The 15,236-nt window shown below is 60.1% G+C and carries 14 protein-coding genes and 1 pseudogene; 14 read left to right on the top strand and 1 reads right to left on the bottom strand.

Features of this window, described 5'->3' with window-relative positions; translation table 11 throughout:
• Window positions 1-22 precede the first annotated feature (22 nt).
• Window positions 23-2,329 (bottom strand): methyl-accepting chemotaxis protein, encoded by a 2,307-nt coding sequence (locus tag GA0061102_RS02770; protein WP_092843861.1) that lies wholly within the window; start codon window positions 2,327-2,329, stop codon window positions 23-25.
• A 494-nt stretch (window positions 2,330-2,823) separates the two neighbouring features.
• Between GA0061102_RS02770 and GA0061102_RS02765 the strand changes: the two are divergent.
• From GA0061102_RS02765 to nuoF, 14 genes and pseudogenes are all read left to right on the top strand, one after another.
• Window positions 2,824-3,151, top strand: a pseudogene (locus GA0061102_RS02765) (IS6 family transposase); the annotation flags it as partial.
• 262 nt (window positions 3,152-3,413) lie between these two features.
• Entirely contained in the window at window positions 3,414-3,914 is a 501-nt protein-coding gene (locus tag GA0061102_RS02760; RefSeq protein ID WP_092843859.1) for an NADH-quinone oxidoreductase subunit J, read from the top strand.
• A complete protein-coding gene (nuoK, locus tag GA0061102_RS02755; RefSeq protein ID WP_092843857.1) occupies window positions 3,914-4,216 on the top strand; it encodes an NADH-quinone oxidoreductase subunit NuoK in 303 nt (100 codons plus the stop codon). Before GA0061102_RS02760 ends, nuoK begins: the two co-directional genes overlap by 1 nt.
• A gap of 4 nt (window positions 4,217-4,220) precedes the next feature.
• Window positions 4,221-5,684: a monovalent cation/H+ antiporter subunit D family protein gene (locus tag GA0061102_RS02750; protein WP_092843855.1), complete on the top strand. Its 1,464-nt coding sequence runs from the start codon at window positions 4,221-4,223 to the stop codon at window positions 5,682-5,684.
• Window positions 5,681-5,935 carry a hypothetical protein gene (locus GA0061102_RS02745; RefSeq protein WP_092843853.1) on the top strand — a complete coding sequence of 85 codons (255 nt, stop codon included), beginning with the start codon at window positions 5,681-5,683 and terminating at the stop codon, window positions 5,933-5,935. Before GA0061102_RS02750 ends, GA0061102_RS02745 begins: the two co-directional genes overlap by 4 nt.
• Complete coding sequence (locus tag GA0061102_RS02740) at window positions 5,928-7,703, top strand: Na(+)/H(+) antiporter subunit D (protein WP_092843851.1); 1,776 nt, start codon at window positions 5,928-5,930, stop codon at window positions 7,701-7,703. Before GA0061102_RS02745 ends, GA0061102_RS02740 begins: the two co-directional genes overlap by 8 nt.
• Window positions 7,704-7,712: 9 nt before the next feature.
• Window positions 7,713-9,188, top strand: a complete 1,476-nt coding sequence (locus tag GA0061102_RS02735; protein WP_092843849.1) for an NADH-quinone oxidoreductase subunit M — start codon at window positions 7,713-7,715, stop codon at window positions 9,186-9,188.
• Window positions 9,185-10,624, top strand: coding sequence for an NADH-quinone oxidoreductase subunit N (locus tag GA0061102_RS02730; RefSeq protein WP_092843847.1), 1,440 nt, complete (start codon window positions 9,185-9,187; stop codon window positions 10,622-10,624). The genes GA0061102_RS02735 and GA0061102_RS02730 overlap by 4 nt, the downstream gene beginning before the upstream one ends.
• Window positions 10,625-10,778: 154 nt before the next feature.
• A complete protein-coding gene (locus GA0061102_RS02725) occupies window positions 10,779-11,144 on the top strand; it encodes an NADH-quinone oxidoreductase subunit A (protein WP_092843845.1) in 366 nt (121 codons plus the stop codon).
• A complete protein-coding gene (locus GA0061102_RS02720; RefSeq protein ID WP_092843843.1) occupies window positions 11,132-11,635 on the top strand; it encodes a NuoB/complex I 20 kDa subunit family protein in 504 nt (167 codons plus the stop codon). The genes GA0061102_RS02725 and GA0061102_RS02720 overlap by 13 nt, the downstream gene beginning before the upstream one ends.
• Window positions 11,632-12,168 carry an NADH-quinone oxidoreductase subunit C gene (locus GA0061102_RS02715; RefSeq protein ID WP_092843841.1) on the top strand — a complete coding sequence of 179 codons (537 nt, stop codon included), beginning with the start codon at window positions 11,632-11,634 and terminating at the stop codon, window positions 12,166-12,168. The genes GA0061102_RS02720 and GA0061102_RS02715 overlap by 4 nt, the downstream gene beginning before the upstream one ends.
• A 29-nt stretch (window positions 12,169-12,197) precedes the next feature.
• Complete coding sequence (nuoD, locus tag GA0061102_RS02710) at window positions 12,198-13,412, top strand: NADH dehydrogenase (quinone) subunit D (RefSeq protein ID WP_092843839.1); 1,215 nt, start codon at window positions 12,198-12,200, stop codon at window positions 13,410-13,412.
• Between the two features lie 16 nt (window positions 13,413-13,428).
• Window positions 13,429-13,941 carry an NADH-quinone oxidoreductase subunit NuoE gene (nuoE, locus tag GA0061102_RS02705; RefSeq protein WP_092843837.1) on the top strand — a complete coding sequence of 171 codons (513 nt, stop codon included), beginning with the start codon at window positions 13,429-13,431 and terminating at the stop codon, window positions 13,939-13,941.
• Window positions 13,942-13,945: 4 nt separating this feature from the next.
• Window positions 13,946-15,211 (top strand): NADH-quinone oxidoreductase subunit NuoF, encoded by a 1,266-nt coding sequence (gene nuoF / locus GA0061102_RS02700; RefSeq protein WP_092843835.1) that lies wholly within the window; start codon window positions 13,946-13,948, stop codon window positions 15,209-15,211.
• Window positions 15,212-15,236: the final 25 nt, after the last annotated feature.

The following is a 15,236-nucleotide window of genomic DNA, read 5'->3' as shown; positions in this document are numbered from 1 at the left end:
TGAGCTCTTCCTTGAAGCACACCTACGCCCGACGTCTCAAGACGTGTACTTCGGCACCCCGATGCTCCTGTGTCAGCGTGAAGTTCGCCAATTGAACGTCCATTTCGGCAGCTTCCGCGGCAAGCCGGTGGATGGCTGCGGTCGTCTCCTCGACCATGGCGGCATTTTGCTGCGTCATCGCGTCCAGTTCGGAAACGGCCACATTGATTTGACGCAGCGTGTCAGCTTCCTCGCTGGTTGTTTCCATTATCTCGCTGATCTGGCCGTTGATTGCCTCGACGTGGCTGCCGATACCGGTCAGCGCGGCGCCGGCACGCTCGACGAGCGATACGCCCGTTTCAACTTCATGTGTGGACTTTTGCAGCAAGCTCGTGATCTCCTTTGCTGCGCCGGACGAGCGCTGGGCCAGTTCGCGTACTTCCATCGCAACGACGGCAAATCCCTTGCCAGCTTCACCGGCGCGCGCCGCCTCGACCCCGGCGTTGAGCGCCAGAAGGTTCGTCTGGAAGGCAATCGAGTCGATCACGGCAATGATAGAGTTGATCTGGCGCGACGAAGCCCGGATCGCTTCCATCGCGGCAATCGTCTCTCGCATAATCTGGCTGGACCCCACGGTTTCCCGCTTGGCGTCGCGGGCAATACGTTCGGCCTGCTCAGCGCGCTCGATCTGAATGCGAACCGACTGGGTGATCGCATCGATCGCGCTTGCCGTCTCGGAGATCGAGGCAGCCTGCCGTTCGGTGCGTTCGGCTAGTTCGTCGGCACCGGTGCGCATTTCTTCTGAGCCTGCACGCATCGCCATGGAGTTTCCTCCGATCGCCGTCATCGTTTCGCTGAGGGCCGTCAATGCATCGTTGAAATTTATGCGAAGGCCTTCGAGTTCGGTCGGGAAACGGGTCTCTATCTGATAGGCAAGGTTGCCACTGGCCAGATGGCGCAGACCATCGTCGATCAATTGAACGACCTCCTGCAGTGTCTGTGCCTCAGCTTCACGCTCGGCCATATGCTTTTGGCGATCCCGCTCGGCATGCATACGCATGTCATTGCTGGCAGCTTCCAGCTCGCGGCTTTCGATGAGCGATTGTTTGAATCGTGCCAGTGCTTTCGCCATCGTGCCAATCTCGTCGCCGCGATTCTGGCTGCCGATCTCGACGTCAAGATTGCCATCGGCAACATCGCGGGTGACGCGGGCAAGGCGGGCAAGCGGCGAGAACAGCGGTTTGGTGATGACCCAGGTCGCCGCGGCCATGAAGGCGAGAACGCCGAACGCGATCATCGTCAACAAGGTTGCGATTTCGAGAGAGCCGGCATTTAGTTCGCTGAGACGCACGCTTTCCACAATAAGGAAGCGGGAATTTTTGTAGTCGATACCGCGGACATAGGCCCGCGCCAAACCATCGGCACGATCGAAGTCGCTGACCGTCATGGTTTTTGCCGAAAGCGCGTCCTTCGCGAATGTGAAAGGCGCGGCATCAAGCGTCACAAGCTGATCGTCCGCGTTCACGCCGATAGCCGAGCCGTCTTCCGAGATGATAGCGGCCTGCGCTGTGCTGCCGGCCGCGATGCCCTTGGTGAGGATGCTGCTGATGATATCGTCGCGCACCTTGAAGAGGATAATGCCCTTCGCGGCACCAAGCCTGACGACTGGCACAGCATAGAAGATCGCCGACTTGCCGCTTCTTGCATCGATGCGAAGACCGGAGAAGCCAGTCGGCGCGGAATTGTCAGTCGCTTTGGCGGTGTTTTCGATAGCCTTTGCGAATGCGAGCCCGGCGCCGGTCGACTTCCACACATCGGCCTTCAGGTTCTCGGCGAAATCGTCATTCTTCTTATAGGAGTAGAGGACGTTGCCGTCGAGATCTGCAATCAACAGGTCGCTGAAGGCGGTGCTTTCAAGGTCACGCGCGACCTCGCTCTGTGTCGCCTCATGGTTGGAATAATAAAAGCCGCTTGGTGCCTCTGGCTTCATCAGCTTCTCGCGCTGGTCGGCCGGGTTCGGATTGTTGGTGATGAACACCTTCTTCAATTCGGTGCGGGCATCGCCGGTCTTCCCGATGGAGTTCCAGCCGCTTTTCAGCTTTGTTATCGACATCTGTATCGCTTCGATACGCGCAATCGAGTTTGCTTGGTTTTCCAGTTGGTCCAGTTGATCCCGCAGCATGTCGCCTCGGAAGATCAGGACACTCTCCGTTGCCTTGAGCGCCTGTTCGCTGGAAATGCGGTTGCTCGCAAAATAGGCGAGAACGTTGATGACCGCGATCGACAGTGCGGTCAGTAGAATGAAGGTGGCGATGACCTTGAAGGACAGGGATTGAAATCTCTGAATCATGAACGATGTTGCCTTCCGGAACGTCCCATATCGGCGGGGCGCGGGGCGTCCAGCCGGCTGACCTATAAACAAAACACAGGAGCCCTGCCTTCTCTGGAAGGGAACTCACATGCGCATCTTGCGGATCAAAAGTCAGCCATGGAGCTTAAATAGCCGTAAACAGCCCTACTGATATAGTGGGCTTTCACTCTCGCCACGTTGCGCTGCTTACGGTCGTTGCAATAATACTATCGAGAACACACATTTTCCGGCTTAATTGGTGCGGATTGTCACTTTGCCCACAGTCCATTTAGCGCCGTTGACAGGGCACAATTGATGTTGATCTTTCAGCTGGTAGATAATCACTGATTTCTGTTCCAGAATAAGACCTTATCCCATCACCGATATCCAGGCGGCGGTTCGATTCCGTTCAAGACCCTCAGTAGGGCACTACCTGGCTCCGTTGCAAAAAAATCGGGCTGATTGGCGAAAACGTCATTTGATTGCCGGCGCTGGTGACGTCGGATTTCAAGTGGCGTCATTTTGAGGGTGAGATTATCCTTTGGCCGGTCCGTTGGTATTGCCGTTATGGTGTCAGCTACCGCGATCTTGAACAGATGATGGGTGAACGAGGCGCACCGGTCGATCATTGCACGATCGACCGCAGGGTCCAGGAGTGCCGCCTGAGATCGAAAAACGGCTGCGCTGGCACTGGCGCCGTCCACAATCGACGAGCTGTGCATCGATGAAACCTGTGTGAAGCTCCGCGGTCAATGGCCATACCTCTATAGGGCCGTCGACAAATTCGGGAATACGATTGATTTCTATCTGTCGCCAACACGGATAGAAGCATGACCTGGTGACGAGATTTTGGTGCTGAGGGACTTGACGAGCAAAGGCCCGTTACAGAAGCACAGTCGAAAGAGCGCAGTTCGCGCGCGGCTTTCGTCACATCCGGGCCGGCCTAGTTTCGCGCCGCCAACGACAATAATCTTGTGAAAAAGACAATACTGGCGCACAATTTGTAAATGCACCTGAAGTGCGGAGCTACCTCAAATCCGGCCGTCTCGCGCCGAGCGGCAGCTCGCGGGGGAGGGTTGCGTCGATGGATCAGGGGTTCTTTCTTCTGTTCGCAACGGTGTCCGTGATCGCGGCACTGACTATGGTCCTGGCGCGGAATCCGGTTCACAGCGCATTGGCGCTGATGGCTTGTTTCCTGCAGATCTCCGCAATCTTCGTCTTGCTTGAGGCTCCGTTCCTCGCGGTCATCCAGATCTTCGTCTATGTCGGCGCGATCATGGTCCTGTTCCTATTCGTGATCATGATGATCGATGTGCGCGAAGCGGTGTTGCAGCGGTTCTTGCCGGGCGGCAACCTGCCGGCCCTCGTGCTGCTCGTTCTGCTTGGGGCCGAGATGCTTGCGCTGGTGCTCTGGAGCGGCCGCTTTTCGGCCACAGCGACCGTCGCTACGCCTGGCGGCGATGAGATTAGGCAGCTCAGCACGACACTTTTTGCCGACTATCTTCTGCCGTTTGAAGCTGCCTCCGTGATCCTGCTGGCCGCCCTGGTCGGCGCCATCGTGCTGGCGCGGAAGGAGCCGGGGTGATGGTCCCGCTCTGGTGGTATATTTTGCTCGGCGTGGCCCTGTTCGTAATCGGAGCGGCGGGCGTACTGCTCAGGCGCAACATTCTGGTTGTGCTGATGTCGCTGGAGCTGCTACTCAACTCGGTCAACATCAATTTCATCGCTTTCGGGCATTACTACAACAATTTCCGCGGGCAGATTTTCGCGATCTTCGTCATCGCAATCACCGCGGCGGAGGTTGCCGTCGCCCTCGGCATCTTAGTCGCCCTTGTGAGGAATAAATCCACCCTCAAGGTCGACGACGTGACCATGATGAAAGGATAGCGGCTTGGACCCGGTGATATCGATCCGGCCACTACTAGCCGTCGCCGTCCCAGGCCTGGCGGCCCTAGCAATTCTGCTTCTTAACAACCGCGAGAAACTCCGCGATGCCGTCTCGCCATTGGCCGCAATCGTCCTGTTCGCCATTGTCGCCTCGATGGCACCCACGGTGCTTTCGGGCGGGACCGTCGATTTGCGCCTGTTCGAGATCCTGCCGGGGATTGACTTTGCTTTCCGGGCTGATGCGCTCGGCATGGTTTTCGCCACCGTCTCGTCGCTGCTGTGGATCGTGGCGGCGATCTATTCCATCGGCTACATGCGGCACCTGAACGAGCATGCGCAGACCCGGTTCTTTGCCTGCTTCGCCACCAGCCTCGCGGCCGCCGTCGGGGGAGCCTTCGCCGCCAATCTGTTCACCTTGGTCATATTCTACGAAGCGCTAAGTCTCGTTACCTATCCGCTCGTCTACCACCATGAGGACGAAGAGGGATGGACGGGCAGCCGCAAGTACCTCGTCTATTTGATGGGCGCGTCAAAAAGCGTGCTGCTCGCCGCGCTGGCGCTGACCTATTCCATCGCAGGATCGCTCGATTTTAGACAGGGGGGGCTTTTGGCGGGCGTCAATGCCTCGGCGCCGCTACTGACGGTCGTCTATTTCTGCTATCTCTTCGGCTTCGCCAAGGCTGCGGTGATGCCGATACACGCCTGGCTGCCCGCCGCGATGGTGGCGCCGACGCCGGTCAGCGCGCTCTTGCATGCAGTGGCAGTGGTCAAGATGGGCGTGTTCTGCTTGCTGCGGGTTGTTTTCCATGTCTTCGGCGTCAAGCTGGTCGGGGAGCTGGGTCTCGGCATCGCTACGGCCTATCTGTTGTCGTTCACGATCCTGATGGCATCGGTCTATGCTCTGACGCGGGACGACCTGAAGGCGAGGCTCGCCTATTCGACAGTCAGCCAGCTCTCCTATATCGTGCTGGGCGCGGTTCTGCTGTCGCCGGTCGCGATGGTCGGTGGCATTATCCACATCGCTGCGCACGCATTCTCCAAGATCACGCTCTTTTTCTGCGCCGGGTCGATCTATTGCGCGTCCGGCAAGCGAAACATCAGCGACATGGCCGGTATCGGCCGCAGGCTGCCCTGGACGATGGGTGCCTTTTTCGTCGCCTCGCTGAGCATGATCGGGGTGCCGCCGACCGCGGGTTTCGTCAGCAAGTGGTATCTGACGTTGGGCTCCGTGGAGGCGGGGCAGATCGCCTTCCTTGTCGTGCTCCTGGCGAGCTCGATCCTGAACGCCGCCTATTTCCTGCCGGTCAGCTATGCCGCCTTTTTCGGGACGGAGGCGCAGGAAAGCCCTCCGACGGTCCGTGAAATTCCGATGGTCACGATCCCGCTCGTCGCGACCGCCATCCTGTCGGTGCTGATGGGCATCTTCCCCGGCTATTTCCTCACCCTGGCGGACGGAGTGGTCAGATGATCAAGCATGTCATCCACTTCTTTGGTGACGAAGACTATGCGAGGCGCCGGCGCCGACTGTTCTATCTGGTGCTCGTTCTGATCTTCGCGGCTGACTTTCTGGTCTTTCGCGAACACGCGGAATACCTGTGGGACCGCCTGCCTGGCTGGTCCGCCGTCTACGGCTTCGGCTCCTGCATACTGCTCATCTTCGTTTCCAAGTTTCTCGGCCATCGGGTCGGGCTGATGCGGCGCGAGGATTATTATGACTGACTTCATCCATCCGGCCCTGCTCTTCATTCTCGGCGCTCTGCCGATCCCTTTCCTCAGCGGGTCGATCCGCAAGGCCTATCTGCTGCTGATCCCGGCCCTGGCGATCCTCGCCGTGCTCACGATGCAGCCGGGCAGCTATGGCGAAGCGCGGTTCATCGGGCAGGAAATCCTGATCGCGAAGGTCGACAAGCTGAGCATCGTCTTTGCCACCGTTTTCACCATCATGGCGCTGATCGGCATGGTCTATGCGCTGCACTTGACGGATGCTGGCCAGCACGTGGCAGCCTTCGTCTATGTCGGCGGCGCACTCGGCGTGGTATTTGCCGGCGACTACCTGACCCTCTACATGTTCTGGGAAGCCATGGCATTCGCTTCTGCGTACTTGGTCTTCGCGCAGCGCGGCGGACCGGCGATCCGGGCAGGGTTCCGCTATCTCATGGTCCATATCACCGGCGGTGTCGTTCTGCTCGGGGGCATCATTCTCCACGGGATCGCCACCGGTTCGCTGCTCTTTGGCCCGATGGCGCGGGGCTCGATCGAAGGCGGGATGGGCGTGGGCGCCTATCTGATCCTTGCCGGATTCGTCCTCAACGCGGCGGTGCCGCCGCTCAACGCCTGGCTGACCGATGCCTATCCGGAGGCGACCGTCACCGGCGCGGTGTTCATGAGCGCCTTCACCACCAAGACCGCGGTCTACGTCCTGGCGCGGGCGTTTCCGGGCACCGAGCTTCTGGTTTGGCTCGGCTCGGCGATGGCGCTTTACGGTGTTATCTATGCGGTGCTGGAGAACGACTGCCGGCGCCTCCTGGCCTATCACATCGTCAGCCAGGTGGGCTACATGGTGGCAGGCATTGGCATTGGCACCGAGATGGCGGTGAACGGAGCCACTAGTCATGCCTTCGCGCATATCCTTTATAAGGCGCTGCTCTTCATGGGGGCCGGGGCGGTGATCCACGTCACCGGGCGGCGCAAGCTCACCGAGCTTGGCGGGCTCTACAAGACCATGCCGCTGACCGTGGCACTTTACATGGTCGGCGCTTTCGCGATCTCGGCATTTCCGTTCTTCTCGGGCTTTGTCACCAAATCGATGGTGATATCAGCTGCTGGAGCGGATCATCGGGCGCTGGTGGTGCTGGCGCTGACGATGGCGTCGTCTGGGACGTTCCTGCACACCGGACTCAAGCTCCCGTATTACATGTTTTTCGGCACGGATCGGAAACTGGAGGCGCGGGAGCCGCCGCGCAACATGCTGGTTGCGATGGCCATGGCGGCGGTGCTCTGCATTGCGATCGGAGTGTTCCCCCAGCCGCTCTATGCGCTTCTGCCCTATCCGGTCGACTTCGAACCCTATACAGGCCTCCATGTCACGGAGAGCCTCGGTCTGCTGATGTTCACCGCCCTGGGCTTCGTGCTGTTCCTCAAGGCGCTCGACCCCGAGAACACGATCAGCATCGACACCGACTGGTTCTATCGCAAGGGCGCGCGATACTTTATGTGGCTCGCCGAAAAACCGCTGGCGCGCTACGAAAAGGCGGTGAGCGACGTGTCCGAGACCGCAGCCCTGCCCTTCCTGCATGGCGCGGCGCGGGCGGGACTGCGGATCGATCTCACCGGCGTCGACGCCGTCGTAAACGGCGTTGCCCGCTCGATCTTACGTGGCGGCGCAAGGCTACGGCGGCTCCAGACCGGCGTCGTCACCCATTACGCGCTCGCCATGATCGTCGGTGTGACCGCAGCCATCGTTGTCTTCGCAGTGGCATGGCGGTAGGGGGGTGGCATGGGGTTCCCGCTCCTGAGCTTCATCGTATTCACGCCTGCCGCCGGGGCGGCGGTTCTGATGTTTCTGCGCGGCGACCACACAGTGCGGTGGACGGCGCTCTGCGTCACCGTCCTCGACCTCGCTTTCTGCATCGTCATGCTGGCTAGCTTTGACACCACCAGCCACGCGATGCAGTTCACCGAGACACGCCCGTGGGTGCCCGCTCTCGGCATCGCTTATGCGCTTGGCATCGACGGGATCAGCGCACTCTTCGTGTTCCTGACGGCGCTGTTGGGCTGGATCTGCGTGCTCGCCTCGTGGGTCGCGATCGATCGCAAGGTAAAGGAGTTTATGGTCAGTCTGCTGGTCATGCAGGCGCTGATGCTGGGGGTGTTCTGCGCGCTCGACCTGTTCTTGTTCTACGTCTTCTGGGAGGCGATGCTGATCCCGATGTACCTGATCATCGGCATCTGGGGCGGCGACGGACGGGTCGATGCCGCATTCAAGTTCTTCCTCTACACGCTGGCGGGCAGCCTCCTGTTCCTGATCGGTGTCATCGTGCTTTATTTCCATGGCGGCAAGACCTTCGACATTATCGCCCTGACGGCGCAGGATTTGCCGTTCCAGGTCCAGTCCTGGCTGTTCTTTGCCTTCCTGATCGCCTTCGCGGTCAAAGTGCCGATGGTCCCGGTCCACACCTGGCTGCCGGACGCTCATGTGCAGGCGCCGACGGCGGGCAGCATCATTCTCGCCGGTGTGCTCCTGAAGATGGGCGCCTACGGATTCCTGCGGTTCTCCCTGCCGATGCTGCCGGCGGCCTCGGTGCATTATTCGCCGCTGATGCTCGTGCTTTCGGCGGTTGCGATCGTCTATGGCGGGTTGCTTGCGCTGGCGCAGGACGACCTGAAGAAGCTGGTGGCCTATTCCAGCATCAGCCACATGGGCTTCGTGACGCTCGGAATTTTTGCGCTGAACCTCCGCGGGCTCGAAGGCGGCATCCTGCAAATGTTCAATCATGGCGTAACGACGGGCGCGTTGTTCCTCTTCGTCGGCCTGATATACGAGCGGACGCATACTCGCAGCATCGCGGATTATGGCGGGCTGATGAAGCTGGCGCCGGTCTATACCGCGTTCCTTGCGCTGTTCACCCTGTCGTCGATGGCGTTGCCGGGGACGAATTCATTCGTGGGCGAGTTGCTGGTGCTGTCGGGCGGGTTTGCGGCCAACCTGGCGGCCGGTACCGCCGCTGTTTCGGGTGCATTGCTGGGTGCCGCCTATCTGCTTGGCATGTATGGGAAAGTCGCACTCGGTCCGCCCAGCGTCGGCGTCCGGGTCAAGGTACGCGACGTGAATGCCCGCGAAATGATTGCGATCTTGCCGCTAGCCGTCTTCGTGCTTTGGGTCGGGCTCTATCCGAAACCCTTTCTCAACATCATCGATGTTTCGGTGCAGCATCTGCTGGCGCAGGTGCATGGTAGGGGGAGCGGCCAATGACCGCCGCCGCGCTTGTCCAGTCGATCTTAGCGAGTGTGCCCGAAATCGTGGTGGTCACTGGGGCCTGCATTCTGCTGATTCTGGGACAGTTTGTGCGCAAGGAACAGGAATATTTCCTTGTCTGGGCCTCCGTCGCAGTCGTGTTGATTGCCGCTCTCGGTACGCTCATGCTGGCAAGCGAGGTGCGGCCCGCCTATGCCGGTATGTTCATCACCGACCGCTTTGCGGTCTTCTTCAAGTTCGTGTTCTACCTAGCCACCATTCTGACATTCTTCCTTTCACGAAAATATGCCGATATCGAAAGGATCGGGAGCAGCGAATACTATGTTCTACTGCTCTTTGCGCTTTCAGGAATGATGATCATGGCGTCGGCGACCGATCTCCTGTCGATCTATGTGGGTCTCGAACTGATGGTGCTCTGCACCTATGTGCTGACTGGCTTCCTGCGCCAGCAGCGTCGGTCGAATGAAGCGGCGCTGAAATATGTGATCCTCGGCTCGGTCTCGACGGGGATTTTCCTTTACGGCGTTTCTCTGGTCTATGGGCTGACCGGTACGACGCAACTGGACGGGATGGCTGCGGCGGTGACAGGCGGTCCACTCGATCCCGGATTGCTGCTGGCGGTGGTTTTCATTGTCGCGGGGCTGGTTTTCAAAGTCGGCGCGGTGCCGTTCCATATGTGGGTGCCGGACGTTTATGAAGGCGCGCCGACGACGATCACCGCTTTCATGTCGGTAGGTCCCAAGGCGGCGGGGTTCGCGGTAATCCTGCGGGTGTTCCTCAACCCTCTGGTCGCAGCCTCGGACGTTTGGATCATCGTTGCAGTCATTGCCGTGGCGACGATGGCGCTCGGCAGTTTCGTGGCGCTGGTACAGGATAACATCAAACGCCTCCTGGCCTATTCCAGCATAGCCCATGCCGGGTTCGCCATTTTCGGCGTGGTGGCCGGCGGCCCGGACGGCATCGCCAGCGTGATGCTCTACCTGCTGATCTATTCTTTCATGAATCTCGGAATTTTCGGTACTGTCATCATGATGCGGAATGCCGATTTTTCGGGCGAGGCCATAGAAGACTATGCGGGTTTGGCCAAGTCGCATCCCGGGCTTGCCCTTCTGATGCTGCTCTTTCTGTTCTCGTTGGCCGGCATTCCGCCGACGGCCGGGTTCTTCGCCAAGTTCTATGTGCTGGTCGCGCTCGTCGATCGAGGTTTCGTCGTGCTGGCGGTGATCGCAGTGCTGCTGAGCGTCGTTGCTGCCTACTTTTACATCCGCATCGTCATGGTGATCTATATGCGCGAGCCAGGGAGGGTCTTTGCCCCGGCGCTGACGCCCCTGGTGCGCGCCACGCTCGCCTTTACCGCCGCCGGCACCATCGGTATCGGCCTATTTCCGTCGTGGTTTCTGAGGCTTGCCCAACATTCGGTATTTGGCGGCTGATCGATTGGATTTGCAATGATCCGCCCGACGGAATAAACTGACGCTTCAAGAAAGGATTGCCCAAGCGCTTGCCGGGGCGACCGCGCTACCGGTCCCAAACGAGGTCGGTGCCGTCCGAGGAAAGCCCCCAGTTGGGTGACCGGTGCAGTGCGATATGACTGCAATGGAATTCTTGCCGGTTCTTTTCATGGTCGCTGGAGTTGTTCTGGTGGCGGGGGCGACGCTTTTCGTCTCCTCGCTGCTGCGACCGTCCAATCCTTATGCCGCGAAGAACATGCCCTATGAATGCGGCATGGACGCGGCGGGCGAGGCCGCCGCGGGTCGCTTCAGGGTGCCGTTTTTTATTCTTGCCATCTTGCTGGTCGTCTTCGATGTCGAGGCAATGTTCCTCTTTCCCTGGGCTGTCGTCCTGAAAGAAATCGGGCTGGTCGGCTATGTCGAGATGTTCGTCTTCATGTTGCTGCTTCTCGTGGGCTTCGCCTACGCTTGGCTGAAGGGAGCGCTGGAATGGGAGGCGTAAACAACGCGATCCGCGATAGCGTGCTGTTCACCACGGCCGATAGCATTATTGGCTGGAGCCGGAGATCGGCGCTCTGGCCCGAGACCTTCGGAATTGCCTGCTGTGCTATCGAGATGATCTCGGCGGGGTGCGCCCGCTATGATCTCGACCGGTTCGGCGTGGTGTTTCGCCCTTCGCCGCGACAGTCCGATGTGATGATCATCGCCGGCACCGTGACCCGGAAATTCGCGCCCGTCGTGCGGCGGCTTTACGACCAGATGCCGGAGCCGCGCTGGGTGATTGCAATGGGCACCTGCGCTATTTCGGGCGGAGTCTACAACACCTACGCCGTGGTACAGGGGTCGGAAACCTTCGTGCCCGTCGACGTGCATGTGCCCGGCTGTCCGCCCCGGCCTGAGGCGCTGATGCACGGCTTCCTCCTGCTTCAAGAGAAGATCAAGAGGTCCCGCGCGCTGGCCCGGACGCCTCTCGATCGGGTTGCAACGTCATGAGTGTGGAGCCGCCTCTCAATCGCGCTCTGATCATGGAGCGTTTCGGGGGAGCAATCGAGGATCTCGGCGCCGCACACGGCACTCACGTTTTTGCTGTTCCACCTGCGGAGATCGTCGCGTTCTGCCGGTTTCTGAAAGAACATCCGGCGCTGCAGTTCAATTTCCTTTCGGACATCTGCGGGGTTGATCATTATCCCGAAACGCCGCGGTTCGAGGCGGTTTACCACCTCTATTCGCTGCCCAACAGGTGGCGGGTTCGCATCAAGTGCCGGCTCGGCGATCCTCCGCAGGTTCCCTCAGTCACGGGAGTTTGGCGCACGGCCAACTGGCATGAGCGCGAAGCCTGGGACATGTATGGCATCAGGTTCGAGGGACATCCCGATCTGCGCCGGATCTACATGTGGGAGGGCTTCGAGGGCTTTCCCCAGCGCAAGGATTTCCCCCTGCGTGGCTACAAGGATCAGTTGAATCCCTTTGGTGCGGAAGGTCCGCCACCAACACAACCCGACCTCGCCACCAGGGACATTCCGTAAGGGAGGCCGTTCGACGCCGGAAAGTTGAGATGACCGAAGTCACCGAGCTCAGCAGGCCAGAAGGCGAAGCGCTCAATACCAGGGAAGTGCTTCTCAACCTCGGCCCGCAACACCCCAGCACTCATGGGGTTCTTCGGCTTGTCCTCGAACTGGACGGCGAGTATGTCGAGCGCGTGGACCCGCATATCGGCTACCTCCATCGCGGCACCGAAAAACTGGCAGAGAGCTTCACCTATACGCAGATTTTCCCGCTGACGGATCGTCTCGACTATCTCTGTCCGCCGTCGAACAACCTGGCCTTTGCGCTGGCGGTGGAGAAACTCCTCGGCATAGAAGCACCGTTGCGGGCGCAGTATATCCGCGTGATGATGGCCGAGCTGGCGCGGATCTCCGGTCATCTCCTGATCACCGGCGCGTTGCCGATGGACCTCGGTGCGATGACAGCGTTGCTTTATGTCATGCGCGAGCGCGAAATGATCATGGATCTGTTGGAAATGATCAGCGGTGCGCGCATGCACACGTCCTTCTGCAGGGTTGGCGGGGTGCGCGAGGACCTGCCTGATGGTTTCCTGCCCAAGATCAGGGAGTTCTGCGACATCTTCCCGAACCGGATTCGCGACTATGAACTCTTGCTCGAGAACAACCGGGTGTTCCTCAAGCGCACGAAAGGGGTCGGCGTGATCTCGGCCGAGGACGCTATCGATCTCGGTCTGAGCGGCCCGAACCTGCGCGCCTCGGGCGTCGACTGGGACATCCGCCGTGACGAACCCTACGAAATTTATGATCGGCTCGATTTCAACGTCATCACCCGCAAAGAGGGCGATTGCTATGCACGCTGGCGGTGTCGGGTCGACGAGATGCGCGAAAGCCTCCGGATTATCGAACAATGCATCGACCAGATGCCCGAGGGGCCGTTCCAGATCGACATGCCGACAATCGCCTTCCCGCTGGACAAGCGTCGGGTGCACTGCTCGATGGAGGCGCTGATCCAGCATTTCGACCTGTCGGCCTATGGCTTCAAGGTGCCGAAGGGCGAGGTCTATTCGGCGATCGAGGCGCCAAAGGGCGAGCTTGGCTTCTACATCATCAGCGACGGGTCGCCAAAACCGTTCCGCATGAAGGTGCGGGCACCGTCGTTCGTCAACCTTCAGGCACTCTTCGGGGTCACCAACGCCCGCTACCTGGCGGACATGATCGCCGTGCTCGGCAGCCTCGACCCCGTGATGGCGGAGGTGGACAAGTAGCAGGGATTTGGACGCGATGACCATGCGCGAAAAGATCGAAGAGGTGGCGGCGCGGTATCCCGACCAGCGCTCCGCGATCATGCCCGCGCTTCTGATCGCGCAGAAGGAGCATGGCCATCTGCCTGGTCCGGTGCTGCAGGAGGTTGCCGACATTCTCGGAGTCCAGCGGATCTGGGTCTACGAGCTGGCGACCTTTTACACGCTCTTTCATACCGAGCCGGTGGGCAAGTTCCACCTGCAGCTCTGTGACAATATTTCCTGCATGTTGTGTGGATCCGAGGACCTGCTGAAGCATCTGCAAGCGGTGCTGAGGATCAAGAAGGGCGACACCACCCCGGACGGGCTGTTCACGCTTTCGACTGTCGAGTGCCTCGGCGCCTGCGAGATGGCGCCGGTGATGCAAGTCGGCGACGACTACCACGGCAACCTCGATGTCACGCGGATAAACGCACTCTTGGACGGCCTCCGGGCAAAGGCGGAACGAGTAGCGAGCGTTGAGCACGCCGCTCCGCGACCGCCGGGAGAATAACGCCATGTTCGAGCCAGTTCTTCTCAAAAATGTCGGCATGTCGGGCAGTCACTTGCTGTCGACCTATGAGACCGGCGGCGGCTACCAGGCGCTGGCGAAGGTGTTGCGCGAGTACACGCCCGACGAGGTCGTCGACCTTGTCAAACGATCCAACCTGCGCGGTCGCGGCGGTGCCGGATTCCCTACGGGCATGAAATGGAGTTTCGTGCCGAAGCGGGGCGACAAGCCGAGATATCTGTGCTGCAACGCCGATGAAGGCGAGCCGGGCACCTTCAAGGACCGGATCATCATGGAGCGCGACCCGCATCAACTCATAGAGGGGCTGGCGGTTAGCGCCTACGCGATCGGGGCCCAAACCGCCTATGTCTACATCCGCGGAGAATATGTGACGGCGATCCGTCATCTTGAGCAGGCGATCGCAGAGGCTCACGAAAAAGGTTATCTGGGAACGAGCATTCTGGGCTCGGATTTCAATTTCACCGTCCACATCCACTGCGGCGCTGGCGCCTATATCTGCGGCGAGGAGACTGCGATGCTCGAGTCGCTCGAAGGCAAGCGGGCGCAGCCGCGGTTGAAGCCGCCCTTTCCGGCGGTGGCCGGGCTCTACGCCAGCCCTACCGTGATCAATAATGTCGAGACGCTCGCTTGCGTGCCGCATATCGTTATGCGGGGGCCGGATTGGTTTCGCGGCATCGGCCCGGATAAGAGCCCCGGCCCGAAGCTCTACTGCGTCAGCGGCCAGGTGCGCAAACCCGGCCTCTACGAGTTGCCGATGGGGATACCGCTGCGCGAACTGGTCGAGACCCACGCAGGGGGCGTGCTGCCGGGACGTAGAATCAAGGCGGTGATCCCGGGCGGCGTCTCAGCGCCGGTAATTCCGGAGCATGGGCTGGGGGTGGGAATGGATTTCGACTCGCTGGCTGCTGCCGGCTCGATGCTCGGTTCGGCTGGCGTTGTCGTGATCGACGACTCAACCTGCATGGTCAAGGTCGCCACCCGGATCATCGAGTTCTTCCACCATGAATCCTGTGGCAAGTGCACGCCATGCCGGGAAGGATTGAACTGGGTGGTGAAGGTCCTGCGCCGGATTGAGGCCGGGGACGGCGCACCCGGCGATCTGGAGCAGTTGGAGATGCTCTGCAAAGGCATTTTCGGCAATACGTTTTGTGCCTTGGGGGACGGCGCAGCGATGGGATTGCGGGCTGCACTCGCGCATTTCCGCGAGGAGTTCGTCGCCCATATCGAGGAGCGGAGGTGCCCGTTTCACTAAGGGAGTGCGCTGGGATAGGACTGCG

Source organism: Martinezella miluonensis (genome assembly GCF_900094545.1).
In the GTDB taxonomy this organism is placed as follows: Bacteria; Pseudomonadota; Alphaproteobacteria; order Rhizobiales; family Rhizobiaceae; genus Rhizobium; species Rhizobium miluonense.
This window is presented reverse-complemented; position numbering and strand designations above follow the sequence as displayed.